Here is a 25,296-nt window from a genome sequence, read left to right on the forward strand (position 1 = left end):
CAAAGCCCCGGCGCTGGGGACGCCGGGGCTTCGCTTGGAAGGTACCTTGGGGGGCTCAGGTACCCTTGGGGTCAGGTATCCTTGGGGTCAGGTATCCTTGGAAAGGTGCTGTCGGGCTCAGTAGCAGCGGTTGATCATCCGCCAGCGGGGTCCCCAGGGGGTCGGGACCAGCCGGCGCACATAGCAGCCGCCGTAGCCGTAGGAGACGGGGGCATAGAAGCGCGGGCCACCCCAGCCATGATGCCAGCCACCGCCGCCGCCATGACCCCAGCCGCCATGCCAATGAGCGGACGCGGAGGTCGGTGCCAGCGCGGCACCAAGCGCAACCGCGGCGATGGCGGCGAGCGAAAGTTTCCTCAACATGGTGATCTCCTCAAATCTGTCGGCGCGGGGCTATCGCGTCGATGGAAAGGCCGCCGAAACGGTCCGCCTCGGGCAGAGGCTTTGGTTTCGATGGACCTGAGGTTATCCGAACGAGGCTGAACCAAACCCTGACGAGGCCTTCAGATTGGGTTCATTTGGGTGAAATCGTTGTAATCCATCTTGGAATTCCGGCCCCTGGGCTGCGGCGAAGCGTCCCCGAGTCGGTTTTGGCGGTCGCTTGCCGTATTGCGAAGGCGCCGATATAAGCCCGGCAACTCCGAACCACCGTTTTCTCTTCAAGGACAACATCATGGCCATCGAACGCACCTTCTCGATCATCAAGCCCGACGCCACCGCGCGTAACCTCACCGGTGCGGTTAACGCCGTGATCGAGAAGGCGGGCCTGCGTATCGTCGCGCAGAAGCGCATCCGCATGACCAAGGAACAGGCCGAGACCTTCTATGCGGTCCACAAGGCGCGCCCCTTCTTCGGTGAGCTCGTGGACTTCATGACGTCCGGCCCCGTGGTGGTCCAGGTGCTAGAAGGCGAGGGTGCCGTCTCCAAGTATCGCGACGTGATGGGCGCGACCGATCCGTCCAAGGCGGCTGACGGGACCATCCGCAAGCTCTACGCAAAGTCGATCGGCGAGAACTCCGCGCACGGTTCGGATGCGCCGGAAACCGCTGCGATCGAGATCGCGCAGTTCTTCTCGGGTAACGAGATCGTCGGCTGATCCGTCAGCCGATCAGGTAACGAGACGCGGCGAAAGGACGTAGTGTGAACTGGCTCTGGCAGATCTTCGATCCCGCTACGATCGGGGCATTCTTCACCCAGTTCCGCGTTGAGATGGCCGAACCGACTTTCTGGGTCGCGGTCGGCAAGATCATCTGGATCAACATCCTCTTGTCCGGCGACAATGCGCTGGTGATTGCGCTCGCCTGCCGCGGCCTCAAGCCGCGGCATCGGCTGTGGGGCATGATCCTGGGTGCCGGCGCCGCGGTGCTGCTGCGGATCATCTTCACGGGCATCGTCGCGAGCCTGATGGAGCTGCCGTACCTCAAGCTGGTCGGCGGTCTTGCGCTGATCGTGATTGCGGCAAAGCTGCTGGTGCCGGAACAGGAGGACGAGGACGGCGTCGAGTCGGCCTCGCATCTGTGGCAGGCCGTGCAGATCGTCGTCGTCGCCGACATCGTCATGAGCCTGGACAACGTCATTGCGGTGGCCGCGGCCGCCAATGGCAGCGCGCCCTTGCTGGTGCTCGGTCTTGCCATCAGCGTGCCCTTGATCGTCGCCGGCGCGGCGCTGATCATGGCGCTGCTCGCAAGGCTGCCGGTGCTGGTGTGGGCCGGCGCGGCGCTGCTCGGCTGGATCGCGGGCGAAGTGATCGCGACCGATCCCGGCATCGCGCCGAGGCTGCACACGCTGTTCGACGGTCCGTTCGGCGCCTCGCTGGACAACATGCTCGGCGCCTTGCGCATCCCACCGCAATTCGCGCATGGCGGCGGAGGCGGCGAATATCTCTGCGCAGCTCTCGGCGTCGTCGTCGTGCTGGCCGTCGGCTACATCTGGCGCCGGCGGAGCATGAGCGCGGCCGCGCTGGAGTCGTCCGAACGCCACGCCAAGGCCTCGGCGGAATAGGCTGCTTCAGTCGATCGCGCCGAACTCCGTCACGGGCGTCGTCCAGTAGACGATCTTGGCTCCGGCGAACGGAACTCGCAGTCGGTCGAGCAAGCGGCCAGCATCGCTCCTCGCCATGATGATCTGCACGATGGCCTGATCGGCGTTGCCCTTCACGCGTTCGGCCGCCGTGTGCAATCGGACTTCGGCGCCGTGACCAGCCCCGTGCAATGCGGTGAACCCCGAAACAAGATCGGTCTGCTCGGTAAGATAGTCGAACACCTCGTCGCAGAGTTGGCGAGACAAGACCAGCGTGAGGCAGACCGGTTGGTCGATCATCAGGTCACCTTCGGCGTCCCGCCATAGCGGCGATACAGGATCGGCAAGAGAATCAGAGTGAGCAGGGTGGACGACAGGAGCCCTCCGATCACGACAACGGCGAGCGGTCGCTGGACTTCGGATCCTGGACCGGAGGCAAACAGCAGCGGGATCAAGCCGAACGCCGTAATGCTCGCGGTCATCAGCACTGGCCGAAGCCTGCGCATGGCGCCTTCGACGACGATACGATCCTCGCTCAGGCCGCGGGCCCGCAGCTGATTGAAATGAGAGACCAAGACAACGCCATTAAGAACGGCGATGCCGAGCAGCGCGATGAAGCCGACGGAGGCTGGCACTGAAAGATATTCGCCCGTCAGAACCAGTGCGAAGACGCCCCCGATCAGGGCAAAGGGAATGTTGACGAGGACCAGCAAGGCCTGTCGTATGGCGCCGAATGTGGTGAAGAGCAGCAGGAAGATCAGACCGATCGCAACCGGCACCACGACGGACAGACGTGCGGCGGCACGTTGCTGGTTCTCGAATTGCCCGCCCCAGGTCAGCCGGTAGCCTTCCGGGAGCGGGAGTTCGGCGGCTTTCTGGCGCGCCGCTTCGACGAAGCCCACCATGTCGCGGCCCCGGACGTTGGCGCGGACCACGCTCATCCGCGAGCCGTCTTCGCGGTCGATTTTCACGGGGCCGTCCACTCGTTGGATTCGGGCGACCTGCGACAGCGCCACATGCTGTCCGGAAGCGAGCGTCATTGGCAGGCTCGCCAACAGCGTCGGCGTCTCCCTGGTCGACTTGCTCCCGCGGATGAGGATCGGCGTGCGGCGTCCCCCCTCAAGCGCGGTCCCGATCGTTCGGCCCTCGATTTGCGTGCGGAGTGAGTTCGCTATGGAGTCCACCGTCAGGCCGAGGCGACCGGTCTCCATTCGATTGACGGCCACCGTGTAATATTCAGCGCCTTCGTTGAGCGTGGTGTAGACGTCCTCGGCACCGTCTATGCCGGACAGGATGCCCGACAGCTTTGCCGCGATTTCGTTCAGTCTGCCGATGTCGGGGCCGAAGATCTTCACTGCGACGTCGCCGCGCACGCCGCTGATCATCTCCTGCACGCGCATGTCGATCGGTTGGGTGAAGCTGAGCGAGATACCGGGAAAGCCGTTCAGAACCTCACGAAGCTTCTGCAGCAGGGTCTCGCGACTGTCGGTCTGTCTCTCGGCGGCCGGCTTGAGCACGAGGAACGTGTCGGTCTGGTTGGGGCCCATGGGATCGAGGCCGAGCTCGTCCGACCCGGTCCGTGCGACGATACCGGCAATATCCGGTACGGCCAGAAGTGCGGTCTGGAGCCTTGCATTTATAGCCAATGACTCGTCGAGGTTGACGGAAGGAAGCGTCTCTACACTGACGATGATGTCGCCTTCGTCCATCGTCGGCATGAAGGTCTTGCCGAGCTTTGAATAACCGAAGCCCGCAGCGAGCAGGCCGATCAGCGCTGCAGCAATCACCTTGCGCTCGTTGTCCAAGGCCCAGTCCAGCGCCGGTGCGTAGATCCGCTGTGCCGCACGAATCAGCAGGGGATCGCGATGTGACGCGGACTTCAGCAGATAGGAGGTTGCGACCGGGATCACGGTCAGCGCCAGCAGCAATGAGCTGGCGAGCGCGAAAATGATTGCCAGTGCGACTGGGATGAATAGCTTCCCTTCCAATCCCTGCAGGGTCAGCAGTGGTACGAACACGATCATGATGATGAGGACGCCCGAGGCGACGGGTTCCAGGACTTCGCAAACCGACCGGTACACCAGGTGGATCAGCGGAGTCGCCTTGCTCGGTTCGTGCTTGCCGAGGTTGCCGACGATGTTCTCGACAACGACAACCAGCGCGTCGATCAACATGCCGATCGCGATCGCAAGTCCACCCAGGCTCATCAGGTTGGCCGACATTCCCACGACGCGCATGACGATGAGCGCCATGAGAATGGCCAGCGGCAGGCTGAGAGCGATCACCAGCGAGGCGCGCCAGTTGCCGAGGAAAAGCAGCAGAAGAACGATGACGAGGACGGTGGCCTCGCCGAGCGCCCGAATCACCGTGCCCACCGCGCGGTTGACCAAGCGGCTGCGGTCATAAAACACGTTGATCGAAACGCTCTTCGGCAGCGAGGGCTGCAGCTCGGCAAGTCGGGCACGTACGTCTCGGACGAGCTGCCCCGCATTGGCGCCGCGCAAGCCGAGGACCAGCCCCTCGACGGTTTCGCCGTGCCCGTCCGACGTAACTGCGCCATAGCGGGTCAGCGTCCCGACCCGGACGTTCGCGACGTCCTTGACCAGGATCGGCACTCCCTCGCGCGCGTCAACGACTATGGCCTTGATATCCTCTGTCGACCGGATGCTGCCTTCAACCCGAACCAAGGTGCTGTCCTCGCCCTGGTTCACCCGTCCGGCGCCATCGTTGCGACTGTTGGCTTCGATCGCCCGACGGAACAGGTCATACGATATGCCGCGGGCGGCAAGTGCATCGCTGCGCGGCACGATCTCGAAGGCGCGCACATAACCGCCGAGCGCATTGACGTCGGCAACACCGGCGACAGTACGCAGGGCGGGACGGATCACCCAATCGAGCAGGCCCCGGCGTTCGGCGAGCGAGAGTTCGGGACTATCGATCGTGAACATGAACATTTCGCCCAGGGGACTCGTGATCGGCGCAAGACCGCCGCTCACCCCGTCAGGGAAATCACGCGAGATGCTCGATAGTCGTTCCGACACCTGGTTGCGCGCCCAGTAGATGTCAGTGCCGTCTTCGAAATCGACGGTGATATCAGCCAATGCATACTTTGTGGTTGAACGAAGGACTCTCTTCTTAGGCAATCCAAGCAGTTCAAGCTCGATAGGGACCGTGATGCGCTGCTCGACCTCTTCGGGGGTGAGGCCCGCCGCCTTCATGATGATCTTCACCTGGACCGGGGAGACGTCGGGAAACGCGTCGATCGGCAGGCCGGGCAGGAGGACGACGCCGGCGGCGACCAACAGCACCACCCCCAGCATAACGAACAATCGCTGGGAAAGCGCGAACGCGATCAGTCGCCGGAGCATCTACTGTCCCAGTCCCGAGAGAATGCCGCGAAGCGCCGAGATGCCCCCGATTGCGATCTCGTCCTGCTCTGTCACGGGGCCCGACACGACGACATGGTCCTGATCTTCCGCAACCAGCTTGACCGAGACCAGCCGAAAACCGCCGTCGAACGCGACAAAGACCGACGTTTGTTCGCCCCGCCGCACCAGCCCGCTATAGGGAATCTCCCAGGCGCTTTCACCGGCGGAGAGAAAGCCGATGCGGGCTGCGGTCGTCTGACCAGGATGCAGCTCTCCGTCGTTGGGCACTTCCGCGCGAACCAGAATGGTTTGGGTGCCAGGGTCGATGGTCTCGGAGACCAGTATGACCTTGCCGGGCGTTGAATAATTCTCAAACTCGACACTTGCACCGGTGCGGATCGCTCGGATATTAGCGGCAGGAACCGCGATTTCGGCCCATAGCGGCGAGAGCCGCGCGAGCTTGATGAGCGGCGTGGATTGTTCGACCCGTTGTCCTGGCGATACCATGACATCGACCACCGATGCAGGCTGCGGCGCATTGACCGTGAGCGTCCCGCTGATAGCCGCTTCCTGGGCCAGCCGCGAAATTACCTCATCGGACATCCCGCTCAGATGCAGCATCTGCCGCCGCTCGGCGACGACGAGAGTAGCCTGACGCGCCTCGGCCTGGCTGGTTTCCAACACGCGTTGCGGGACAGCCTTGCCTTCGAACAGATCGACGTTACGCTTGAGCTGCTGGGCGGCGAGAAGCTCCTGTGCGATCGCGTGCAGGTAGTCGCGCTGTTGAGAGACGAAACTTGGACTTTCCAGGGTGACCAGCGGCTGGCCGGCCGAGATGCGGTCGCCGCGCCCGGCCCGGAGATTGGCGACCATGCCGGACACCGGTGCGCTGACCACCCACAATTGCGGCGTCGGGATCACGATTTGGACAGGATAGGGCAGCGTCAGGTCGGTCCGGCTCGCGATCGGATGGGTCACGCGCACACCTAGATTCCGCGCCTGCGCATCGCTCAGCTTCACATCGTCCCGCGCCATCGACACGGAAGGTAACAAGCTCAGTGCAACCGCGAAGAGCGTACGAACGAATGCGCCCCCAGAAGAGGTGAGAAGCAGAGTTCCGCGTCTGACTCGCATGAGGAAGATCCCACACCCACGGGCGAGAGAAGCGCCAATCGGCTGCAGGTCTCGATTACTCCACCAGCGCGCTGGTGAGTTGATTTGCCTCAAGCGCGCCAGCCATTGTGGGAGGCTGCTCGCTCTTGGTGGAGCGTTTCGGCCGACCTCAGTCAATTCGGTCGTCGCCAATGGAAGCCAAGCTGCCGTCCCACCTCTCGGAGAGGCGGCAGTAAGGCGAACCAATCTCGCTCATGCTGGACGCTTCCTCCCGGTGATCATCGCTTTCACCAGGCTCTCGCGGTGCTCGAAGCTCGCCAGCAGGACGCCAAACACGTGGACGACGACGAGACCGATCGTGAGGTTGGCGAACGCCTCATGCACCTCCTCCACCCATTTTGCTCCCCAAAAGCTGCCGGTCGTCATCATGTAACCGGTGAGGCAGGTGCCGAGCAGCGTGACGATCAGCGCCACCACCATCGTGCCACCGGCGGGATTGTGGCCGAGATAGCGTGGCGCCCTCAGCAGCGCCACGTCGCGCATGTAGGCGAGCACTGCACGCGGGGAACGCACGAAGTCGCGAAAGCGCGCATGGCGCGGCCCCACGAAGCCCCACACGATCCGTAGCGCGAGCAACCCGGCAATAATATAGCCGGCGGCGATATGGACATTTTCGATCTCGTCACCGGTCGCATAAGCGAGCAGAAACAGCCCGGCCAGCGACCAATGGAAAATGCGCACGAAGGGGTCCCAGACCTTGACCTTGGCCGGCGGCTTCTCGCCGCCGGCCTGGGTCGCGTTGTGAATGGCGCTCATGGTGCTGACCCTTACAGCTGACCGACGATCTGGCCGCTGGTCGGATCGACAAACAACTCGACCCGGCTGCCGGACTTGTCGATGGTGTAGAGTTCACCACAGGCATTCTTGAGCTTGGCCTTCTGAACTTTGTAACCTTGGGCTTCGACCTTGGCCTGCAACTGTTCGAGCGACAGCCAGCTTGTCTGTGGCGCTGCAGTGCAGGGACGCCCGAGGCTGCCGGCGTGAGCGGTCGCGGCGGCTGCGAGCAAGGCGGCGATGGCGGTGAACATGGTGATCTTGCGCATGGTTCTCTCCGGCTTGTGGCGCCCGGCCGCGTCATGCGGCGAGGCGTCGAGCGGAAATTGGCAGAGGAGCCCTGACGGCCACCTGTTGGGTGGTGTCAGTGAATTGTCAGCCAAGCGACCAATGAGCGGGAACGCTCCAGGCCCGGAAGCCGGCGGTAACCGGGGTCCGCTGCCCGGCCGGACCCCTATTGATCCACGTCAGCGTTTCGTCAGGTCGATTGGGGCATTCTTTGTCCATGCAATCAGCTGGTCTTATGCGATTCCTCGCAGTGCCAATGCTGGCGGGCGTCGTGCTCGCGTCAGGGCCCGCGGCTGCAGGCGACCACGATAATGGCGCGCCCGACGCGGTTCGCCGTGCAGTCGAGGCGGGCGAGATCAAGTCACTCGCCGATATCCTCGCATCCGTCCGAGGCAAGCTGCCGGGCGAGGTCGCCGGCGTCGAAATAGAGCGTCAGCGCGGCCGCTGGATCTATGAGCTCCGCATCGTCGGCGACAAGGGCCACCTCTACGAAGCGTATGTGGACGCGCGCAGCGGCGAGATTGAACGCATCAAGGAGAAGTGATGCGCCTGCTGCTCGTGGAGGATGACCGACGGATCGCGGCCGATGTGGAGACGGCCTTGCGCGCGGGCGGCTATGTGGTCGAAACCGTCCGCAACGGCGAGGAAGCCTGGTTTCGCGGTGACACCGAGGACTACGGCGCCGTCGTCCTCGATCTCGGCTTGCCCGGCATGGACGGCCTCGCCGTCCTCAAGCGGTGGCGCGCGAACGGACGGTCCATGCCGGTGCTGATCCTGACGGCGCGTGGCAGCTGGGCCGAGCGCGTCGACGGTATCGACGCAGGCGCCGACGACTACCTGCCCAAGCCGTTCCGCATGGAGGAATTGCTGGCGCGGCTGCGCTCGATCGTGCGGCGCACGGCCGGGCATGCCTCGCCAAAGATTGTCGCCGGCGAGGTCGAACTCGACGAGCGCCAGATGAAGGTGACGCTGCGCGGCGTGCCCGTCGCGTTGTCGCCGTTGGAATACCGCCTGATCGCCTTTCTCTTGCACCACCGAGGCCGCGTGGTATCGCAGCATGAGCTCGACGAAAACGTCTATGGCCACGGCGAAGACCATGAGTCGAACGCGCTCGAGGTGCTGGTCGGCCGCGTGCGCAAGAAGCTCGGTGCCGATCTGATCGAGACCAGGCGCGGCTTCGGCTATCTGGTACCGGAGAGGACGCCGTGAGCCGGGGCTCGCTGCGGCTGCGACTGATCGCTGGCGGATTCGTAGCTATCCTGATCGCGCTGACGATTGCCGGCGCCGGGCTGACACTGTTGTTCGAGCGCCACGTCACGCGCACCATCGGCGACGACCTCGACGTCTATCTCAAGCAACTCCTCGCAGGTATCGACGTCGATGCGCAGGGCAAGCTGATGGTGGGCCGCCCGCCGGCCGACCCGCGGTTTGCAGACCCGCTTTCGGGTTTGTACTGGCAGGTATCAGACGACGACGGCCAGGTGCTGCGTTCACGTTCGCTGTGGGACACGGCGCTGGACTTGCCGCAGGATGAGCCGTCGCCTGGCGAATTGCACCGTCACGTCATCCTTGGCCCCGCGAACGCGCGGCTCCTGGTCAGTGAACGCCGCGTGCTGCTTACCGTGAGCGACCGCCGTGCGCCGGTGCGCGTCGCGGTGGCCGGCGATCTCGCCCGCGCGTCGGCCGCCGCCGCGCAATTCGCCAGGGATCTGGTGCTGGCGCTCGGCCTGCTGAGCCTGGTGCTGGCGGTGGCCACCTCGATCCAAGTCGGACTAGGCTTACGCCCGCTCGACGCGCTTCGCCGCGGTGTCGCGGACGTCCGCTCCGGCCAGCGCAAGCATCTCCCCGTCGACGTCCCTGCCGAAGTGAAGCCTCTGGTGGAAGAGGTCAACAGCCTGATCGATGCCCAGGAGCGCGAGATCGAGCGTTCGCGCAGCCGCGCCGCTGACCTGGCGCACGGATTGAAGACGCCGCTTGCCGCACTCGCGGCCGATGTCGCGCTTTTGCGTCGGCGAGGTGAGCAGGACGTCGCCCAGGCAATCGAATCCGTCGGCGACGCGATGAGCCGTCACGTCGACCGCGAGCTGGCGCGTGCCCGGGCGCGGGGGACGGCACGACAGCGCGGCCATGTTTCCACGCCACTCAGACCGCTTGTCGAGTCCCTGATGCTGACGCTGGCGCGCACGCCCACTGCGCAGCGGCTTGAATTCAGGACCTGCATAACGGGCGAGCCGAGCGTGCCGCTCGATCGCACTGATCTGGCCGAGGTGCTGGGCAATCTCCTGGAGAATGCCGCCCGTCACGCCAAGAGCCAAGTGCGCATCGGCGCGGATGCCACCGCGAATCCGGCGATCACGGTCGAGGACGACGGCCCGGGCATCGCGTCCGCCGAACGCGGCCGCGTGCTCGAACGCGGTGCAAGGCTGGACGAGCGCGGCGAGGGTACCGGCCTTGGCCTCGCCATCGTTCAGGACGTGCTCAGTGCCTATCGTTGGCAGCTTGTTCTCACCGACTCCGAGCTCGGCGGACTGAAAGCCATCGTCACGCCGGAGGGCAGCCGCGATCGAATGGCTGCTCCTGGTCAAAAACCCGGATCGCCCGCACAGGAGGGGCGCTGTGGCTGGGAACAGCCGCTCCGATAGAATGTTCCGCTTCGTGGCTTTACCAGCCTGTTCATTGAGCGCCCGTTGGCAAAGGCAGCGTTGCCTTGCGCGCCGCTTCTGTTTGTCACCGCCGCACGATCGAGCCGGCGCGGTTGATCAGGCGGGCGAGTGCGCGGAAGCGGCTGCCGACGCGATCCGCGACGAGATCGCCGAGGCGGTGCTCGAACACCAGCAACAGCTTGCGGCCCACGCTGCGGAAGTGCGTCGCGGGCAAGACGCCCGGACGAGCCGCCGAGATCAGATGCGCGACGCGGAAGGCCGCGCCCAGCAGGCGGGCGCGTTCGAGCTGCGCCGGCGTCAGCAGCTCCTGCATGGCGACCGGCGGCTGGTTCTCCTCGCTGAGCCCCGCATAGCGATAGAACACGGACAGGCCGACGAAGGCGCGCTCGGTGTGGGTGATCGCGCCGAAATTGCCGTTGACGACGAGGCTCAGCGTCTGCTCGCCGCGATGGTCGGGATGCACGCGCCAGCCGATGTCGGACAGCAGGCACGCGGCATGGCGAAGGCGGCGGTCCTCCTCGGTCTCGCGCAGCTTCACCACGCGCGCGAGGCGGTCGGTCCAGGCGATCAGCTCGCGCGCGTGCCTTGCCGAACGCGACAGCAGCTGGTTTAGCTCCTCGGCCGCGCAGATCAGTCCGTCCTTGTTGCGTTCGGAGTCCGGCAGCTTCTCGTGCAACAGGCCCTCGCGCACGCCGAAGGTCGAGAACACGATGGTCTTCGGCTTCGCCACCCGGATGATGTGCTCGAGCACCAGCGCCGCATAGGTGAGGAGCGGACGCCGGGCATCGGCGACGATCTCGATGTCGGCGAGCATGCCGGCGGCCGCAAGCCGGCGGAGACGACGTGAGAAATCGAGTGCCTCGGCAGCCGAAATCGAATAGCCGTGCATCACCTGGAGCGGATAGCCGCTCTGGATGATGTGGATGCGCGCAAGCGCGCGCCAGGTGCCGCCGACAGCGTAGAAGCTGCGGCCGCTCCCTGCCTTGAGCTGCGGCACCCCGTCGAGCGCTTCGCGCACAATGCGGTCGGCGCGTTTCAGGGATTTATGCGCGAGGTCCTGCAGCGCGAGCCCGCCGAGCGGCAGCGTCACGCCGCTACGCACAGTGTTTTTGCGCACGTCGATCAGTTCGAGCGAGCCGCCGCCGAGGTCACCGACGATGCCGTCGGGATGATGGATGCCGGAGATCACGCCAAGCGCCGACAGCCGCGCCTCGCGCGGGCCCGACAGGATCTCGATCTTCACCGCGCAGATGCGCTCGGCTTTGGCGATGAAGTCGGGGCCGTTGGAGGCGTCGCGGCAGGCCGCGGTCGCAATCGCAAACACCCGTCCGACCTGCATCACCCGGCACAACGCACGGAAGCGCTTGAGCGAGGTCAGCGCCTTGTCGACGGCGTCCGGCGCAAGCAGTCCCGTGCTCTGCACCTCGCGCCCGAGGCCGCACAGCGTCTTCTCGTTGAAGATCGGAATCAGGCTCCGCGTCAGTCCCTCGTAGACGACGAGCCGGACCGAGTTGGAGCCGATGTCGATGACCGCGACGCTCGAGCCGCGCTTGCGCGGCCGCTTCACGTCGACGATCCCGGATCAGGATTGATGACGTTCATTACGGCGCGTGAGGCGGCGCGGCGAGGATTCCTTGAGCGACTTACCACGGCCAGACAGACTCGGATTTGTCATGAAGTAGTTGTGGACGTTGAAAGGCTCCTCGCCCTTCGCGGTCTTCATACGCGTTGAAGACCCGTCCGGCAACAATTGCCAGCTCTGTTCATTGTCCTTGAGATTCGCGACCATGATCTGTTCGAGAACCTGCTGATGCACCGTGGGATTTTGCAGCGGACACAGCACCTCGACGCGGCGGTCGAGGTTGCGCGGCATCATGTCGGCCGAGGAGATATACACAGCCGCTTTCGCGCTCGGCAGGCCCTGACCCATGCCGAAGCAGTAGATTCGGCCGTGCTCCAGGAAGCGTCCGATGATCGACTTGACGCGAATGTTCTCCGACAGCCCGGGAATGCCGGGCCGCAGGCAGCAGATACCGCGCACCACGAGTTCGACCTGCACGCCGGCCTGTGAGGCCTCGTAGAGCGCGTCGATGATGTCGGGGTCGACCAGCGCGTTCATCTTCATCCAGACCGCACCGGGCCGGCCGTGCCGCGCATGCGCGGTCTCGCCCTGGATGTGCTCGATGATGCGCTTGCGCAAGGTCAGCGGCGAGACCGCCATCTTTTCCAGATCGCTCGGCGCGGCATAGCCGGTGATGAAGTTGAACACGCGGGCAGCGTCGCGGCCGATGGTCGGGTCCGAGGTGAAGTAGGAGAGGTCGGTGTAGATGCGCGCTGTCACCGGATGATAATTGCCGGTGCCGGTGTGGACGTAGGTCGTGAGGCTGCCGCCTTCACGGCGCACCACCATCGACAATTTCGCGTGGGTCTTCAGTTCAAGGAAGCCATAGACGACCTGCACGCCGGCGCGCTCGAGGTCGCGCGCCCAGCGAATGTTGGCCTCTTCGTCGAAGCGCGCCTTCAGCTCGATCAGCGCGGTGACGGATTTGCCGGCTTCGGCGGCTTCCACGAGCGCGCGCACGATCGGCGAGTTGCTCGAGGTGCGGTAGAGCGTCTGCTTGATGGCGACGACGTCGGGGTCGCGCGTCGCCTGCTGGAGAAACTGCACCACGACGTCGAAGGATTCGTAGGGGTGATGAACGACGAGATCCTTCTGCCGGATCGCAGCGAAGATGTCGCCGCCTTGCTCGCGCACGCGCTCGGGATGGCGGGGCACGTAAGGGGTGAATTCAAGGTCGGGCCGGTCGAGGCGGGTGAGCTGCGAGAGCTCGTTCATGGCGAGCACGCCATCGACCAGGAACACCTCGTCGTCGGCGGTCGATAGCGCGTGCTGCACGAAGCTGCGCAGCTGCTCCGGCATCTTGGCATCGATCTCGAGCCGGATCACCGAGCCGCGGCGGCGGCGCTTCAGCGCGGTCTCGAACAAGCGGACGAGATCCTCGGCCTCTTCCTCGATTTCGAGTTCGGAGTCGCGGATGACACGGAAGGCGCCCTGGCCATGCAGATTGTAGCCGGGGAACAGGCGGTTGATGAACAGCGCGGTGGCCTGCTCCAGCGAGATCAGCCGGACCACCTTGCCGTCAGCCGGCAGGCGGATGAAGCGGTCGATCTTGCCGGGCATGCGGATCAGCGCGTTCATCTGCTTGCCGTCGGCGGCGCGCGTGAGCTGGAGCGCGATGGTGAAGCCGAGGCTCGGAATGAACGGGAAGGGGTGGGCCGGGTCGATCGCGAGCGGCGTCAGCAGCGGGAACACGTTGCTGAGGAAGTAGTCCTCGACCCAGGTTCGTTCCGCCTTGGTGACCTCCTTGCCCTCGACCAGCACAATGCCCTCGTCGGCGAGCGTGCCGCGCAGGTCGCGCCAGATCGCCTGCTGGTCGGAGGCAAGCTGCGAGACGGTCCGGTTGATGAGCGCGAGCTGCTCGGATGGTGTCAGACCGTCGGGGCTGCGCTCGGCAATGCCCTCGCGCACCTGGGCTTTGATGCCTGCGACGCGGACCATGAAGAACTCGTCGAGGTTATTCGCTGAAATCGACAGGAATCGTACCCGCTCCAGCATGGGGTGGCTGGGATTGACCGATTCCTCCAGGACGCGGCGGTTGAAGTGCAGCCAGGAGAGCTCGCGATTGATGAACCGCTCGGGGTTCGACGCGATCGCCGGCGGGCCTTCGGCTTCCGGGGCTTTCTCTTTAACTTCAACAGCTTGCGCAGAGTCCATCAGAAGTCGATCCATCCAGTTCGCCCCAATTTGCGACTTAGCCGCAAAACCCGCGGGAGCATGTGTTAGAGCGATGACGTTTCGATGACATTGATGTTCCGCCGCCCGGCCGCGTCAAGCCGCCTTAGTCAGACATCCCGGAGCAGCTCGGCCGCCAGGGCCCGGGTGACGGGGCGGCCGAGGCGCAGGGCCTCGCTGTCCAGCAGGTCCACAGCCCGTCGTGCGGCGGCCGAGGACCGCTCCAGGCGAGTGGCGAGGTAGCTGACCACGCTCTCGTCCACCGCGAGCTGGCGGTCGGCGCAGAACTTGACGATCAGGCCGCGGAAGAGCTGGTCGTCAGGCGGCAGCAGCGAGACAACGGGGACGGCGCGGAGCCGCGAGCGCAGGTCGGCGAGTTCGATCTCGAGAGAAGCGGGCGCCTCGCGTCCGGTGAAGAGGACGTAGGCGCCGTCCTCGCGGGCCAGATTCATCAGATGGAACAGGGCGCGCTCGTCGAATTCCCCGGCCTTGGGATCCTCGACCACCAGCGCGCCGGTGACGAGCGCAGCCGGGACGGCTTCGGCGGTCAGCCCATTGGCCGTGGTCGAGCGGGCGCCTGAAGCCTCTGCCCAGATCGCGGCGAGATGGCTCTTGCCGCTTCCTTCCGGGCCGGCCAGCCACATGATCCGGTTCGGCCATTCCGGCCAGGCGTCGATGAGGGCAAGACCGGCGGCGTTGACGGGGCCTTCGAGGAAATTGTCCCGGCTCAGGCTCTCCGCATGCGGAAGCGAAAACGCCAATTGTCGGGGATGAACGCGGCCTGGCACGCTTGCTTTGCTCCGTGCCGGCGTGCCGGCTTCGTTTGACGAGATGCGACTTAATCGAGCGGGAGTTGGCCTTTTACGGGGCCTCTTCCCAACTCACTTGGCCTCGATCGTGCTCATGTGCCGCAACCATTCGACAAGATAGAGCGACACGGAGGAGAGCGTGAAGACCGTGACGAGGCCCATCAGGATTATATCATACGGACCGGGTTTGAAGCCGAAGGCGAGGGCGGCCAGCACCAGCGCCGCGAACGCCACCTGGGCCACGGTGTTGAGCTTGGATACCTTCGAGGGCTTCATCTCCACAGGCCGATCGAACAGCCACGATATGATCACGGCAGCGACGATCATGATGTCGCGCGAGACCACCAGGATGACGATCCAGCGCGGAATCGCGCCCCAGATGCCCAGCGCCATGTAGATCGAGACCAGCAGCGCCTTGTCGGCGAGCGGGTCGAGCAAGGCGCCGAGCTCGCTCGTCATGTTGAAGCGCTTGGCAAGGAAGCCGTCGACCGCGTCGCTGATACCGGCGATCAGGAAGACGGCGAACGCCACCTCCATTTGGCTCGACACGATGGCCCAGACGATGATCGGGACCAGCATGATGCGGCCCAAAGTAATGATGTTCGGTATACTCACACGGCGCTTCCCGGCACCCGGCCTGACCTCGAATTCGGCCCTTTGGAGGCTGAACCGGTTGATATCTCTACATAGTATACGGCGGCGCGCCATGCGAGCCATTGCGCGTCCCCGGAATTCGACGTAACCAGCCGGAAACCCACTGGAAATCGGGCATGACCGACCGCAAAAACGGCCTCACTTACGCCGATTCAGGCGTCGATATCGATGCGGGCAACCGCTTGGTCGACCTGATCAAGCCGATGGTGCGCGCCACCGCACGTCCCGGCGCCGACGCCGAAATCGGCGGATTCGGCGGCCTGTTCGATCTCAAGGCGGCCGGTTTCAAGGATCCCATCCTGGTGGCCGCGACCGATGGCGTCGGCACCAAGGTCAAGATCGCGATCGAGACCGGCCTGCATGGCGGGATCGGCATCGACCTCGTCGCCATGAGCGTCAACGACCTCGTGGTGCAGGGCGCCGAGCCGCTGTTCTTCCTCGACTATTTTGCCTGCGGCAAGCTCGATCCGGAGGCGACCGCGTCGATCGTGGCCGGTGTCGCCGAAGGCTGCCGCGAATCCGGCTGCGCCCTGATCGGTGGCGAGACGGCCGAGATGCCCGGCCTCTACAAGGACGGCGACTACGACCTCGGCGGCTTTGCCGTCGGCGCCGCGGAGCGGGGCACGCTCTTGCCGCGCAAGGACATTGCTGCCGGCGATGCCGTGATCGGGCTCGCCTCGTCGGGTGTGCACTCCAACGGTTTCTCGCTGGTGCGCAAGATCGTGGAACAATCCGGCCTCGGCTTCGGGGCGCAGGCGCCGTTTGCGCCCGTCATGACGCTCGGCGGCGCGTTGCTGACGCCGACGCGTCTCTACGTCAAATCCTGCCTGCGCGCGATCCGCGAGACCGGCGCGGTGAAGGGGCTTGCCCACATCACCGGAGGCGGCTTCACCGACAACATTCCGCGCGTGCTGCCGAAGCATCTCGGCGTCGGTATCGATCTGGCGCGCCTGCCAGTGCTGCCGGTATTCAAATGGCTGGCCGCGCAGGCGGGCATCGCCGAGCTCGAAATGCTGCGGACCTTCAATTGCGGGATCGGCATGATCGCGATCGTCGAGCCGGACAAGGTCGAAGAGGTCGTCGAGGTCTTCGCCGCTGCCGGCGAGACCGTGGCACAGCTCGGCACCGTGATCCCGGCCGAGGGCGAGCACCGCGTCGTCTATAACGGCCATCTCGATATGGCGCTGTAGTGACCGGCGCTGTGATGAAACGCCGCGTCGCCATCCTGATTTCCGGCCGTGGCTCCAACATGGCTGCGCTGATCAAGGGCGCGGCCGCGCCGGATTTTCCGGCGGAGATTTCGCTCGTCATCTCGAACAAGGCCGATGCGCTTGGGCTGGAAAGGGCCAAAGCGAGTGGCGTGAAGACGCTGGTGATCGAAAGCAAGCCGTTCGGCAAGGACCGCGCCGGCTTCGAGAAGGTGCTGCAAGCAGCGCTCGATCGGCACGGCATCGAGCTGATTTGCCTCGGCGGCTTCATGCGCCTGTTCACGGCCGAATTCACCAAGGCCTGGTACGGGCGGATGCTCAACATCCATCCCTCGCTGCTGCCGTCCTTCCCCGGTCTCGACCCGCACGGCCAGGCTTTGCGCGCCGGCGTCAAGCTGTCCGGCGCGACGGTGCACTTCGTGATCCCCGAGACCGATGCCGGCCCTATCGTGATGCAGGGCGCGGTTCCCGTCAGCGACCACGACACGGCGGACACGCTGTCGGAGCGTATCCTCGAAGTCGAGCACCGCATCTATCCCGCAGCACTGAGCCTGCTCGCGACCGGCAAGGTCCGGATCAAGGGCGATGTGTGCAAAACCGCGGGCAGCGAGCCGTCGGAGAATTTTCTGGTTGCGCCGTTGGTGCGGTGAAGCGCCGTCGCACTCGGAATACTTCTCATCCCAAACAAAAACCCCCGGCATAGCCGGGGGCAACGTCATGATCTCTTGCGCAGACCGCGAGAGAAATCAGGAAACCTTGAGGTTCTCCGCGGATGCCTTGCCGCGGTTCTCCACGAGGTCGTATTCAACCACCTGATTTTCATTGAGGGTCGAGAGTCCGGCGCGCTCGACGGCGGAGATGTGGACGAAGACGTCCTTGTCACTGCCGTTCGGCTTGATGAACCCATAGCCCTTGGTCGGGTTGAACCATTTGACGGTGCCCTTTTGCGGCATCCTCAGTCTCCTCCGCTAGATACAAAAACGACGCGGCCGCTTTTCGCGTGCCACGCCACAAACGGGCTTCCGGTAGTCTGTTCGAGTCTTGAGTCTCAATGTCGCGAAACGCACAGTCGAGCGGCCAATTCCGATTGTGTCGGATATTGCAACATGAAAATCGCCCGTTAGCAAGCCGCGCGCGAATTTCAAGAGCCCGACCGGAGTACCCGACCGCAATTTGCGACCTGTGGCCGCGGAACCACAATCGGAAGCAATGCCTTTGCCTGGACGCGCCAGCCGGTTGACCCTCAGTAACAGTTCGGCACAAATCGCGGCACGCGTGCGCCGCTCCTGTTGCATTTTTGGGCGCCGCCCTTTGCTTCGGGATTTGTCGCCATGTGCTGCATTTCGCAGCCCTCAGAGACACGGCAGGCGATCAGGCTGAACCGCGTCCGTTGGATCGCGGCTGCCGTGGCGTTTGCGCTCATTGTGGTACTCTCGACGACATCAGGCTTTGCGCAAAGTCCGACGCCCACGCCGACCCCGACTCCCACGCCGTCACCGACGCCGATTCCGATGCCGACAGCGACCAATTACGACCAGTCGGCCGGCAACAGCGCGCTCAATCTCGGCTCGAATTTCCTGGAGCGGCTCGGCAACCAGGCATCTGGCGGCATCAACCGGGCGTTTCGGACCAATCCCGGCGGCGGCGGCGCATCGGCGGGCGCAGAAGATCCGCGCTACCGCACCTGGTTCGAGGGCTACGGCATCTCGGTCCGGACAGATGCGCAAGGAGACTTTGTCGGCGACAAGCGCAAGACGTTTGGCGGTGTCGCAGGCTTCGGCGCGCGGCTCGCGCCGGGTGTCAATCTCGGCTTCTCCGTCGACCAGAGCCACACCGACATCGACGTGCCGCTCGCACTTCAGTCTGCGACGCTGGACCTGACGCAACTCGGCTTCAGCGGCTCCGTCGACAAGGGCCCATGGACCTGGGCTTTCGCCCTGGTGCACGGCTTCGGCAAGGTCCGCTCGAGCCGGGATACGGGTCTGGGACTTGCGACCGCGGGTTATCGCGCCGCAGTCGACGGCGCCCTGACCGAGATCAGTTATTACTGGACCAAGGACCAAATGCGCGTCGTACCGAAGGGCGCACTGGAATATGTCCGCGCCACCAGCGTCGCGTTCCAGGAGGTTGGCGGCCTCGATCCACTCAATGTCGGCTCGACGGCGCTCTCGCGCGGGCGGGTCATGATCGGAGCCGAGATCGGGCGCTACTTCATCTTCGACCAGAAGATCCTGGACCTGTCCGCCTATGGCAAGTTCGTCGACAATTTCCATCAGAACCTGGGATCGGTGCAGGTCAGCCTCGGGACCCAGAGCATCGTCGTGCCCGGCATCGGCGAGAGCCGCTACGGCATGGATGCCGGCGCCTCGGCCTCGCTCAGCCTGACCAACACGGCGCGGCTCTACGTCAATTACGACGGCAAGTTCCGCAACGAGCTGACGTCGCACCAGGGCACGGTCGGCTTCGAACATCGGTGGTGAGGCGAAGCCTGCCCGCGTCGGCCCAGAGGAGGATCCGGAGAACTGCGACGCGGTTTTACGAAATGATCATGCTCGAGCTTTAAGTCGGCATTGCCGCGACATATCCCGTCAATCCAAAACCCTCGCGCGCGGCCGTCATCATCGGCGCCAGCGCGTTCGGGTGGATGAATTCGTCGCGGAAACAGGGATGGATCTTGGGGTCGAAGATTTTCTTCAGCCAATCGACCACGATCTTGTGGCGCTCGGAGGCGCGGAATTCCTTGTGATAGGTGAGCCAGAGATCGGCGTGGTGGCTGACGCCGAGATCGACGGCAACAAGCGGGGCGCCGAGCGCGATCGAAACCGTCGGCAGGAATCCGATGCCGGCGCCGCGCTCCACCGCATAGAGCACGCCGACCGAGGAATTGGTCTTGATCCCGACGATGCCCTCGAGCGACTCAAGTCCGAGCACGCGGGCATAAGCGCCGTCGTCGACCTGCGGGGCGCTCTGCTTGATGATGCGGTGGTTCTTCAGCTCGGCCAGGCTCGCCGGCACGCCGTAGAGGTTTTCGTACTCCTTGGACACGAAGGGATAGATGTGCAGCCGGCCGAGCTTGGCGACGATCAGATCGGGATTGGTCGGCGGCTCGAGCTGGATCGCGATATCGGATTCGAGCCGCGCGACGTCGGCCTGTTCCATCGCGCAGCGCAGGTCGACGGTGATCTTGCGATAGGTCTTCTGGAAGTCGATCAGTCGCGGCAGGATCCAGAAATTGCCGGGGCCTTCCGTCACCGCGACGCGCACGGTGCCTGACATATCGTTCGACGATCGCGAAGCACGCCGGAACACGTTGAAGGCATGACGCTCCATGTGCGCGACGTCGGCGATCATCGCGCTGCCTTCGTCGCTGAGCGTGAGCCCGCTCTGGTCGCGCAGGAACAGCTTGCAGTCGATGCTCTCTTCGAGCCGGTCGATCCTGCGCATCAGGGTGGTGGAGGTGAGCCCGAGCTCCTCGGCGGCGTTGCGGAAACTTTTATATTTTGCGCAAGCTAAAAACAGTTTCAAATCGTCCCAGGACATATCCAGGGCTTCTTCACGGTGCTGCATCACCGCAGCACCCCGGTGCAATAACTGTTGCATACGCCTGATCCCCAGCCGCTAAGCTCTTGGTCATAGCGGGGCACGAAAGCCGCAAACGATAGAGGGGTGACATGGGTATGGAAAGGGGCTCGTTTGCCGCAAGGCATGATTTCGACGCGCTGCCGCTCAGTCCGGATGTCGACGTACGTCGCGCCCAATTTTCCGAAATCGCCGCGCTTTCGCAGCTGGCGCACCGGCTGGTGCCGGGCGTTCGGATCGGGGCGACTGAGCTTGCAAAATATTTCGCCTACGATCCCGAGAGCATCCTGACTTTCAGCCGGAAGGGCAACCTCGTCGGGGGCATGGCTTTCCTGTTTCTCAACGATCGCGGGCATGATGCGCTGCTGCTCGACGAGATCTGCCTCACCGCGCCGGAGACGCGCCATCTCGCGTCCGCGAAGGAGGACGTTTCCGCCATCTACATCTGGGCGATCGCTGCGACGGGGCGCGGCGTCGCCGGTCTCGGCAAGGCCGCGGCTCATCTGAGACAGCTAAGGTTTCGCAACGCGGATTGCTATGCGCAGCCGTCAACCGTGGCCGGCCGCGACATCATGAAGGCGACAGGCTTCGAGCCTGTTCCAAGCTTCCAACCCGACCTGTGGTGCTACGAGCGGCCCTGGCATCGGCAGCCGATGCGCATGCCGGGCGCGATCATTCAAGCAAGGAGTTTTGCAGATGCACGGTACTAGGATTCCGCTCGCGAAGCCCGATTCCCGCGCCATCACCATTCGCCTCGCGCGCGATCTCAGCGATCTCATGCTGGTCACCTCGATCCGCTCAGCCGTCTATCTCGCCGAGCAGGATTGCCCGTTCGATGAGGAGTTCGACGGCAACGACATGGTCGCCGCGCATTTCATCGGCTATGTCGGCAACGAGCCTGCGGGCTGTCTGCGGGTGCGGTTCTTCGGCGATTTCGCCAAGGTGGAACGGCTTGCGGTGCGGCACCAATATCGGCGCTCGCGTGTCTCGTTCAAGCTGGTACAAGCGAGCGTCGACTATGTGAAGCGCAAGGGCTTTCGCAAGATTTACGGCCAGGCGCAGGACCGCCTGGTCGATTTCTGGGCCCATTTCGGCGCCAAGCCGCTTGGTCACAATCGCAAGATCACCTTTTCCGACTTCTCCTACACGGAAATGCTGCTGGAGATCGAACCGGGCCCGGATGCCATTACGCTGGACAGCGATCCGTACGTGATCATCCGCCCCGAGGGCGATTGGGACCGGCCGGGCGTGCTCGACGCCTCGGCAGGACGGGCCGTGACGTCGCCGCTGCGGGACGTCGCGCTCGCTGGCCGTTGAAACTGGTGCAGCTGCGCGCAAAACCATGCTGGTTTCCATCACCGACGATCCGCCGATCCTGGTCTGCGCGGATCTCCAGGTCGAATACCTGACCCCCGGACGTCGCCACGTCATCCTCGACGGCGATGCCGCGACCGCGCGCTGCGTGGAACTGCTGACGTTCTGGCGCGACAATCTCTGGCCGGTGATGCATCTGAAGCGCATCGCGCAGGCGGCCTGGTTCAATCCGGCATCCAAGCTGACCGATTGGATCGCGGAGGCGAAGCCGCGGCCGGGAGAGATGACGTTCGAGCACCCGCTGCCGTCGGCCTATAGTTCGGCGCGTTTTGTGGACTACATGTCCAATATCCGCAATGTCCGTTGCGTGCTCGCGGGCTTTTCCCTGGACGAAACTGTCCTGGCCACCGCTATCGACGGGTTTCACCGCAGTCATCGCTACCAGGTGGTGGCCGACGCCGTCGCCTGCCGGCAGCCGGGAACTGGCGATGCCGCCGCCTACAAGCATGCGGTAGTGAATGTGATCGGGAATTTTGCTACAATCCAGTCCAGCGCCGAACTGATCAGAACCAGCGGCGCCGTTGCGGTGTAGGCGGCCGCAATCGACGGATGGAGTGGGACATTGTCACGGGGAGATCAGCTCGAGGAGCTGGCAAGCGACCTGTCGCGTGCCGCCGAGGCGGCGCGCCGTCTTGGTCTGCCCACGACGGTGTATCTGCTCTCGATGGCGCTGGTGGAGGTGCGGGAAGCCGCCGCCGCCGACAGCGACGGGAATGACGACGGCGCGGCGTGACAGCTGCCCGATGTGCGGCTTTGTGCAACGCTGCTGAGCGCTTGCTGCCGACGAATTGACGTTGCAAGTTTTGCGCGGTGGCAATAGCCAAGGAGCTGGATCATCGAGTGATGACGCTGGCCGCGCCGGCGACGTGACGCTTTCAAGGATGCCTGCAAATGTCCATGCTGCCCAATTCGCAAGAGGCCCGGGATGTGGCCTACCAGCTCCATCCTTACACCAACGCGCGCGCCCATCAGCAGGCCGGTCCCCTGGTGATCGAACGCGGCGAGGGCCCTTACGTGTTCGACGCCTCGGGCAAGCGCTATTTCGAGGCGATGGCAGGCCTGTGGAGCGTCGGGCTCGGCTTCAACGAGAAGCGGCTGGTCGAGGCTGCGCACAAGCAGATGCAGGCGCTGCCGTTCTATCACACGTTCTCCGCCAAATCGCACGGGCCCTCGATCGATCTTGCCGAGAAGCTGGTCGCGCTCGCGCCTGTTACGATGAGCAAGGTGTTCTTCACCAATTCCGGCTCGGAGGCCAACGACACCGTTCTGAAGTTGATTGCCTATCGCTCCAACGCGCTCGGCCAGCCACAGCGCAAGAAGGTGATCAGCCGGATGCGCGCCTATCACGGCGTCACCATCGCGTCCGCCAGCCTCACCGGCCTGCCGAACAACCACCGCTCTTTCGACTTGCCGCTCCCGAACATCCTGCACACGGGCTCACCGCATTTCTACAAGGACGGCGCGCCCGGGGAGAGCGAGGAAGCCTTCGCAACGCGGCGAGCCGAGGAGCTCGATGCGCTGATCCAGAAGGAAGGCCCGGACACGATCGCGGCGTTCTTCGGTGAGCCGGTGATGGGCGCAGGCGGCGTCATCGTGCCGCCGGCGACCTATTGGGACAAGATCCAGAAGGTTTTGAACAAGTACGACATCCTGTTGGTCGCCGACGAGGTCATCTGCGGCTTCGGCCGCACCGGCAAGATGTTCGGCTGCGAAACCTACGGCATCAAGCCCGACGCGATCGTGGTCTCAAAGCAGATCACCTCGAGCTATTTTCCGCTGTCGGCCATCATGATGAACGCTCGCATGTTCGAGCCGATCGCCGATGAGAGCAACAAGATCGGCGTGCTCGGCCACGGCTTCACCGCGGGTGGCCATCCGGTCGGATCGGCGATTGCGCTGGAGAATCTGAAAATCATCGAGGAGCGGGGCCTGGTTGCGCACGCCGCCGAGCTCGGTGGCTACATGCAAGGCAAGCTGCGTGAACTCACCAGCCATCCGCTGGTCGGCGAGGTCCGCGGTGTCGGCATGATCGCTGCGATCGAACTTGTGCTGGACAAGGCGCGCAAAACCGCGGCGGCAACGCCGGGCGCCGTCGGCGGCATGGCCAGCCGCATGCTGCAGGAACGCGGCGTGATCTCGCGCAACATGCTCGACGCCATCGCCATCTGCCCGCCGCTGATCGTCACCAAGGCCCAGATCGACGAACTGGTCGCGGCGATTTCAGGTGTGTTGGACGACATGAAGCCGGAAGTGGCGAAGCTGACGCCGGCGTAGGGGGAAGCTTTCAGCTTTCACCTCGTCATTGCGAGGAGCGAAGCGACGAAGCAATCCAGACTGACTCCGAGGAAAGATTCTGGATTGCTTCGCTGCGCTCGCAACGACGATGTGGCGAGAGCCAGGCATCGGGCCTATTCCGCCCGCTGAACCCCGATCACGCGGCCTTTCTCGACCGCCAGCGCCAGCTCGCCGCGCTTCAGTTTCAGGGCGGCCTCGCCGAACAGCTCGCGGCGCCAGCCGCGTAGCGCCGGCACGTCGGCCTCGTCGTCGGCCGCGATCTCCTCGAGATCGTCGACGGTCGCAATCACCTTGCTGGCGACCGCATGGCGCTCCGCGGTCATGCGCAGCAGCACCTTCAACAGCTCGACGATCGCGGCGCCATTGTTGTTGTTGCGCGGCTTTTCCAGCTTCGGCAGCGTGGCGTGATCGCGCGCCAGCCCGCGCTCGACGGCGGCGACGATGTCGGCGCCCCATTTGGATTTCTCAAAACCCTTCGGCACCGAGCGCAGGTTTGCGAGCTTCTCGATCGTATTCGGCGCGTGGGTTGCGATGTCGCTGACGGCCTCGTCGCGCAGCACGCGGCCGCGCGGCACATCGCGGCTCTGCGCCTCCTGCTCGCGCCAGGCGGCGACCTCCATCAGGACCGCGAGGTCCTTGGGCTTGCGCACCCGCGTCTTGAGCCGTTCCCAGGCGCGCTCGGGGTGGAAGTCGTAGGTCTTGGGCGAGGTCAGGACCTCCATCTCGATCGAGACCCATTCGCTGCGCCGGCGCTTCTTGAGGTCGGCATCGAGCGCTGCGAACACGTCGCGCAGATGCGTGACGTCGGACACGGCGTAATGCATCTGCTCCTTGGTCAGCGGCCGGCGCGACCAATCGGTGAAGCGGTGGGTTTTGTCCGGGCGGTGTCCGGTGACCTTCTCGACCAGCGCGTCGTAGGCGATGCTGTCGCCGTAGCCGAGCACCATGGCCGCGACCTGGGTGTCGAACACCGGGTGCGGAATGATGTTGGCCTGGTGCCAGATGATCTCGATGTCCTGGCGGGCGGCGTGGAAGACCTTCAGTACAGCCTCATTGGCCATCAGCTCGAAGAACGGCTTGAGGTCGATGCCCGCGGCCAGGGTGTCGATGACGATCGCTTCCTCGGCGCTGGCCATCTGCACCACGCACAGCAGCGGGTAATAGGTGGTCTCGCGCAGGAACTCGGTATCGACGGTAATGACGGGGTGCTTGGCCAACCGGCTGCAGGCAGCCGCAAGGTCAGCGGTGGTGGTAATCAAATCCATGAACGGCCCATGACAAGTCCATCAGCCGTTCTGC

Annotated in this window: 26 protein-coding genes; 13 read left to right on the forward strand and 13 right to left on the reverse strand. The window is 64.4% G+C overall.

All coding sequences use genetic code 11. The annotated features are described in order from the left end of the window. Positions 1 to 117: 117 nt before the first annotated feature. Complete coding sequence (locus tag BRA471DRAFT_RS17215; RefSeq protein WP_007609363.1) at positions 118 to 363, reverse strand: hypothetical protein; 246 nt, start codon at positions 361 to 363, stop codon at positions 118 to 120. A 310-nt stretch (positions 364 to 673) separates the two neighbouring features. Here BRA471DRAFT_RS17215 and ndk point away from each other — a divergent pair, with 310 nt between their 5' ends. Both ndk and BRA471DRAFT_RS17225 read left to right on the forward strand, forming a co-directional pair. Beyond that, complete coding sequence (ndk, locus tag BRA471DRAFT_RS17220; protein WP_007591953.1) at positions 674 to 1,096, forward strand: nucleoside-diphosphate kinase; 423 nt, start codon at positions 674 to 676, stop codon at positions 1,094 to 1,096. A 44-nt stretch (positions 1,097 to 1,140) separates the two neighbouring features. Next, complete coding sequence (locus tag BRA471DRAFT_RS17225; protein ID WP_007609366.1) at positions 1,141 to 2,001, forward strand: TerC family protein; 861 nt, start codon at positions 1,141 to 1,143, stop codon at positions 1,999 to 2,001. A 6-nt stretch (positions 2,002 to 2,007) separates the two neighbouring features. Here BRA471DRAFT_RS17225 and BRA471DRAFT_RS17230 read toward each other — a convergent pair whose 3' ends face one another. The 5 genes from BRA471DRAFT_RS17230 to BRA471DRAFT_RS17250 form a co-directional block, all read right to left on the reverse strand. Next, entirely contained in the window at positions 2,008 to 2,319 is a 312-nt protein-coding gene (locus BRA471DRAFT_RS17230; protein ID WP_007609368.1) for a DUF3240 family protein, read from the reverse strand. After that, the gene (locus BRA471DRAFT_RS17235) at positions 2,319 to 5,387 is read right to left on the reverse strand and encodes an efflux RND transporter permease subunit (RefSeq protein ID WP_007609369.1); all 3,069 of its coding nucleotides are present in this window, start codon (positions 5,385 to 5,387) and stop codon (positions 2,319 to 2,321) included. Before BRA471DRAFT_RS17235 ends, BRA471DRAFT_RS17230 begins: the two co-directional genes overlap by 1 nt. Further along, positions 5,388 to 6,422 (reverse strand): efflux RND transporter periplasmic adaptor subunit, encoded by a 1,035-nt coding sequence (locus tag BRA471DRAFT_RS17240; RefSeq protein WP_231171156.1) that lies wholly within the window; start codon positions 6,420 to 6,422, stop codon positions 5,388 to 5,390. It abuts the gene before it with no gap. A 330-nt stretch (positions 6,423 to 6,752) separates the two neighbouring features. Then, a complete protein-coding gene (locus BRA471DRAFT_RS17245) occupies positions 6,753 to 7,316 on the reverse strand; it encodes a cytochrome b/b6 domain-containing protein (RefSeq protein WP_007609372.1) in 564 nt (187 codons plus the stop codon). Between the two features lie 11 nt (positions 7,317 to 7,327). Further along, entirely contained in the window at positions 7,328 to 7,603 is a 276-nt protein-coding gene (locus BRA471DRAFT_RS17250; RefSeq protein ID WP_007609377.1) for a PepSY domain-containing protein, read from the reverse strand. A gap of 275 nt (positions 7,604 to 7,878) precedes the next feature. Here BRA471DRAFT_RS17250 and BRA471DRAFT_RS17255 point away from each other — a divergent pair, with 275 nt between their 5' ends. The 3 genes from BRA471DRAFT_RS17255 to BRA471DRAFT_RS17265 are packed head-to-tail and all read left to right on the forward strand — an operon-like array spanning position 7,879 to position 10,264. Continuing rightward, positions 7,879 to 8,166: a PepSY domain-containing protein gene (locus BRA471DRAFT_RS17255; RefSeq protein ID WP_007609379.1), complete on the forward strand. Its 288-nt coding sequence runs from the start codon at positions 7,879 to 7,881 to the stop codon at positions 8,164 to 8,166. Beyond that, positions 8,166 to 8,831 carry a response regulator transcription factor gene (locus BRA471DRAFT_RS17260; protein WP_007609381.1) on the forward strand — a complete coding sequence of 222 codons (666 nt, stop codon included), beginning with the start codon at positions 8,166 to 8,168 and terminating at the stop codon, positions 8,829 to 8,831. The genes BRA471DRAFT_RS17255 and BRA471DRAFT_RS17260 overlap by 1 nt, the downstream gene beginning before the upstream one ends. After that, positions 8,828 to 10,264: a sensor histidine kinase gene (locus BRA471DRAFT_RS17265; protein WP_007609383.1), complete on the forward strand. Its 1,437-nt coding sequence runs from the start codon at positions 8,828 to 8,830 to the stop codon at positions 10,262 to 10,264. The genes BRA471DRAFT_RS17260 and BRA471DRAFT_RS17265 overlap by 4 nt, the downstream gene beginning before the upstream one ends. Before the next feature lie 85 nt (positions 10,265 to 10,349). On the opposite strand, the gene ppx is transcribed toward BRA471DRAFT_RS17265, so the two are convergent. The 4 genes from ppx to BRA471DRAFT_RS17285 all read right to left on the reverse strand — a co-directional run bounded on the left by ppx (position 10,350) and on the right by BRA471DRAFT_RS17285 (position 15,502). Continuing rightward, entirely contained in the window at positions 10,350 to 11,852 is a 1,503-nt protein-coding gene (ppx, locus tag BRA471DRAFT_RS17270; protein ID WP_007609385.1) for an exopolyphosphatase, read from the reverse strand. Between the two features lie 15 nt (positions 11,853 to 11,867). Continuing rightward, complete coding sequence (locus tag BRA471DRAFT_RS17275; RefSeq protein WP_007609387.1) at positions 11,868 to 14,060, reverse strand: RNA degradosome polyphosphate kinase; 2,193 nt, start codon at positions 14,058 to 14,060, stop codon at positions 11,868 to 11,870. 128 nt (positions 14,061 to 14,188) lie between these two features. Beyond that, positions 14,189 to 14,866: a DnaA ATPase domain-containing protein gene (locus BRA471DRAFT_RS17280; RefSeq protein WP_007609388.1), complete on the reverse strand. Its 678-nt coding sequence runs from the start codon at positions 14,864 to 14,866 to the stop codon at positions 14,189 to 14,191. A gap of 93 nt (positions 14,867 to 14,959) precedes the next feature. Continuing rightward, positions 14,960 to 15,502, reverse strand: a complete 543-nt coding sequence (locus tag BRA471DRAFT_RS17285) for a CDP-alcohol phosphatidyltransferase family protein (protein WP_026233129.1) — start codon at positions 15,500 to 15,502, stop codon at positions 14,960 to 14,962. A 155-nt stretch (positions 15,503 to 15,657) separates the two neighbouring features. On the opposite strand from BRA471DRAFT_RS17285, the gene purM reads away from it, so the two are divergent. Further along, positions 15,658 to 16,731, forward strand: a complete 1,074-nt coding sequence (gene purM / locus BRA471DRAFT_RS17290; RefSeq protein ID WP_007609393.1) for a phosphoribosylformylglycinamidine cyclo-ligase — start codon at positions 15,658 to 15,660, stop codon at positions 16,729 to 16,731. Positions 16,732 to 16,745: 14 nt separating this feature from the next. Beyond that, a complete protein-coding gene (gene purN / locus BRA471DRAFT_RS17295; protein WP_007609395.1) occupies positions 16,746 to 17,399 on the forward strand; it encodes a phosphoribosylglycinamide formyltransferase in 654 nt (217 codons plus the stop codon). A 96-nt stretch (positions 17,400 to 17,495) separates the two neighbouring features. Here purN and BRA471DRAFT_RS17300 read toward each other — a convergent pair whose 3' ends face one another. Next, the gene (locus BRA471DRAFT_RS17300) at positions 17,496 to 17,702 is read right to left on the reverse strand and encodes a cold-shock protein (RefSeq protein ID WP_007591938.1); all 207 of its coding nucleotides are present in this window, start codon (positions 17,700 to 17,702) and stop codon (positions 17,496 to 17,498) included. A 378-nt stretch (positions 17,703 to 18,080) separates the two neighbouring features. Between BRA471DRAFT_RS17300 and BRA471DRAFT_RS17305 the strand changes: the two genes are divergently transcribed. Continuing rightward, positions 18,081 to 19,229, forward strand: coding sequence for an autotransporter outer membrane beta-barrel domain-containing protein (locus BRA471DRAFT_RS17305; protein ID WP_007609398.1), 1,149 nt, complete (start codon positions 18,081 to 18,083; stop codon positions 19,227 to 19,229). A gap of 79 nt (positions 19,230 to 19,308) precedes the next feature. On the opposite strand, the gene BRA471DRAFT_RS17310 is transcribed toward BRA471DRAFT_RS17305, so the two are convergent. Next, entirely contained in the window at positions 19,309 to 20,349 is a 1,041-nt protein-coding gene (locus BRA471DRAFT_RS17310) for a LysR family transcriptional regulator (protein ID WP_007609399.1), read from the reverse strand. Between the two features lie 71 nt (positions 20,350 to 20,420). Between BRA471DRAFT_RS17310 and BRA471DRAFT_RS17315 the strand changes: the two genes are divergently transcribed. From BRA471DRAFT_RS17315 to BRA471DRAFT_RS17330, 5 genes are all read left to right on the forward strand, one after another. Beyond that, positions 20,421 to 21,038, forward strand: coding sequence for a hypothetical protein (locus tag BRA471DRAFT_RS17315; RefSeq protein ID WP_007609400.1), 618 nt, complete (start codon positions 20,421 to 20,423; stop codon positions 21,036 to 21,038). Further along, on the forward strand, positions 21,025 to 21,645 hold the full coding sequence (locus BRA471DRAFT_RS17320) for a GNAT family N-acetyltransferase (RefSeq protein WP_007591919.1): 621 nt from the start codon (positions 21,025 to 21,027) through the stop codon (positions 21,643 to 21,645). The genes BRA471DRAFT_RS17315 and BRA471DRAFT_RS17320 overlap by 14 nt, the downstream gene beginning before the upstream one ends. Before the next feature lie 25 nt (positions 21,646 to 21,670). Continuing rightward, positions 21,671 to 22,234 (forward strand): isochorismatase family protein, encoded by a 564-nt coding sequence (locus BRA471DRAFT_RS17325; RefSeq protein ID WP_007609401.1) that lies wholly within the window; start codon positions 21,671 to 21,673, stop codon positions 22,232 to 22,234. A 30-nt stretch (positions 22,235 to 22,264) separates the two neighbouring features. Then, the gene (locus BRA471DRAFT_RS38900; protein WP_007609402.1) at positions 22,265 to 22,435 is read left to right on the forward strand and encodes a hypothetical protein; all 171 of its coding nucleotides are present in this window, start codon (positions 22,265 to 22,267) and stop codon (positions 22,433 to 22,435) included. A gap of 158 nt (positions 22,436 to 22,593) precedes the next feature. Then, positions 22,594 to 23,976 carry an aspartate aminotransferase family protein gene (locus tag BRA471DRAFT_RS17330; RefSeq protein WP_007609403.1) on the forward strand — a complete coding sequence of 461 codons (1,383 nt, stop codon included), beginning with the start codon at positions 22,594 to 22,596 and terminating at the stop codon, positions 23,974 to 23,976. 134 nt (positions 23,977 to 24,110) lie between these two features. Here the strand turns inward: BRA471DRAFT_RS17330 and rnd are convergent, their stop codons facing one another. Next, the gene (gene rnd / locus BRA471DRAFT_RS17335; protein ID WP_007609405.1) at positions 24,111 to 25,262 is read right to left on the reverse strand and encodes a ribonuclease D; all 1,152 of its coding nucleotides are present in this window, start codon (positions 25,260 to 25,262) and stop codon (positions 24,111 to 24,113) included. Between the last annotated feature and the right edge of the window lie 34 nt (positions 25,263 to 25,296).

Source organism: Bradyrhizobium sp. WSM471, from assembly GCF_000244915.1.
GTDB lineage: Bacteria > Pseudomonadota > Alphaproteobacteria > Rhizobiales > Xanthobacteraceae > Bradyrhizobium.

Bases quoted from the DNA above. Each gene is read 5' to 3' on its own strand.
- BRA471DRAFT_RS17215 (WP_007609363.1), bottom strand. From the start codon at position 363: ATGTTGAGGAAACTTTCGCTCGCCGCCATCGCCGCGGTTGCGCTTGGT.
- ndk (WP_007591953.1), top strand. From the start codon at position 674: ATGGCCATCGAACGCACCTTCTCGATCATCAAGCCCGACGCCACCGCG.
- BRA471DRAFT_RS17230 (WP_007609368.1), bottom strand. From the start codon at position 2,319: ATGATCGACCAACCGGTCTGCCTCACGCTGGTCTTGTCTCGCCAACTC.
- BRA471DRAFT_RS17235 (WP_007609369.1), bottom strand. From the start codon at position 5,387: ATGCTCCGGCGACTGATCGCGTTCGCGCTTTCCCAGCGATTGTTCGTT.
- BRA471DRAFT_RS17240 (WP_231171156.1), bottom strand. From the start codon at position 6,422: ATGGCGCGGGACGATGTGAAGCTGAGCGATGCGCAGGCGCGGAATCTA.
- BRA471DRAFT_RS17245 (WP_007609372.1), bottom strand. From the start codon at position 7,316: ATGAGCGCCATTCACAACGCGACCCAGGCCGGCGGCGAGAAGCCGCCG.
- BRA471DRAFT_RS17250 (WP_007609377.1), bottom strand. From the start codon at position 7,603: ATGCGCAAGATCACCATGTTCACCGCCATCGCCGCCTTGCTCGCAGCC.
- BRA471DRAFT_RS17255 (WP_007609379.1), top strand. From the start codon at position 7,879: ATGCTGGCGGGCGTCGTGCTCGCGTCAGGGCCCGCGGCTGCAGGCGAC.
- BRA471DRAFT_RS17260 (WP_007609381.1), top strand. From the start codon at position 8,166: ATGCGCCTGCTGCTCGTGGAGGATGACCGACGGATCGCGGCCGATGTG.
- BRA471DRAFT_RS17275 (WP_007609387.1), bottom strand. From the start codon at position 14,060: ATGGACTCTGCGCAAGCTGTTGAAGTTAAAGAGAAAGCCCCGGAAGCC.
- purM (WP_007609393.1), top strand. From the start codon at position 15,658: ATGACCGACCGCAAAAACGGCCTCACTTACGCCGATTCAGGCGTCGAT.
- purN (WP_007609395.1), top strand. From the start codon at position 16,746: ATGAAACGCCGCGTCGCCATCCTGATTTCCGGCCGTGGCTCCAACATG.
- BRA471DRAFT_RS17300 (WP_007591938.1), bottom strand. From the start codon at position 17,702: ATGCCGCAAAAGGGCACCGTCAAATGGTTCAACCCGACCAAGGGCTAT.
- BRA471DRAFT_RS17305 (WP_007609398.1), top strand. From the start codon at position 18,081: ATGTGCTGCATTTCGCAGCCCTCAGAGACACGGCAGGCGATCAGGCTG.
- BRA471DRAFT_RS17310 (WP_007609399.1), bottom strand. From the start codon at position 20,349: ATGCAACAGTTATTGCACCGGGGTGCTGCGGTGATGCAGCACCGTGAA.
- BRA471DRAFT_RS17315 (WP_007609400.1), top strand. From the start codon at position 20,421: ATGGGTATGGAAAGGGGCTCGTTTGCCGCAAGGCATGATTTCGACGCG.
- BRA471DRAFT_RS17320 (WP_007591919.1), top strand. From the start codon at position 21,025: ATGCACGGTACTAGGATTCCGCTCGCGAAGCCCGATTCCCGCGCCATC.
- BRA471DRAFT_RS17325 (WP_007609401.1), top strand. From the start codon at position 21,671: ATGCTGGTTTCCATCACCGACGATCCGCCGATCCTGGTCTGCGCGGAT.
- BRA471DRAFT_RS17330 (WP_007609403.1), top strand. From the start codon at position 22,594: ATGTCCATGCTGCCCAATTCGCAAGAGGCCCGGGATGTGGCCTACCAG.
- rnd (WP_007609405.1), bottom strand. From the start codon at position 25,262: ATGGATTTGATTACCACCACCGCTGACCTTGCGGCTGCCTGCAGCCGG.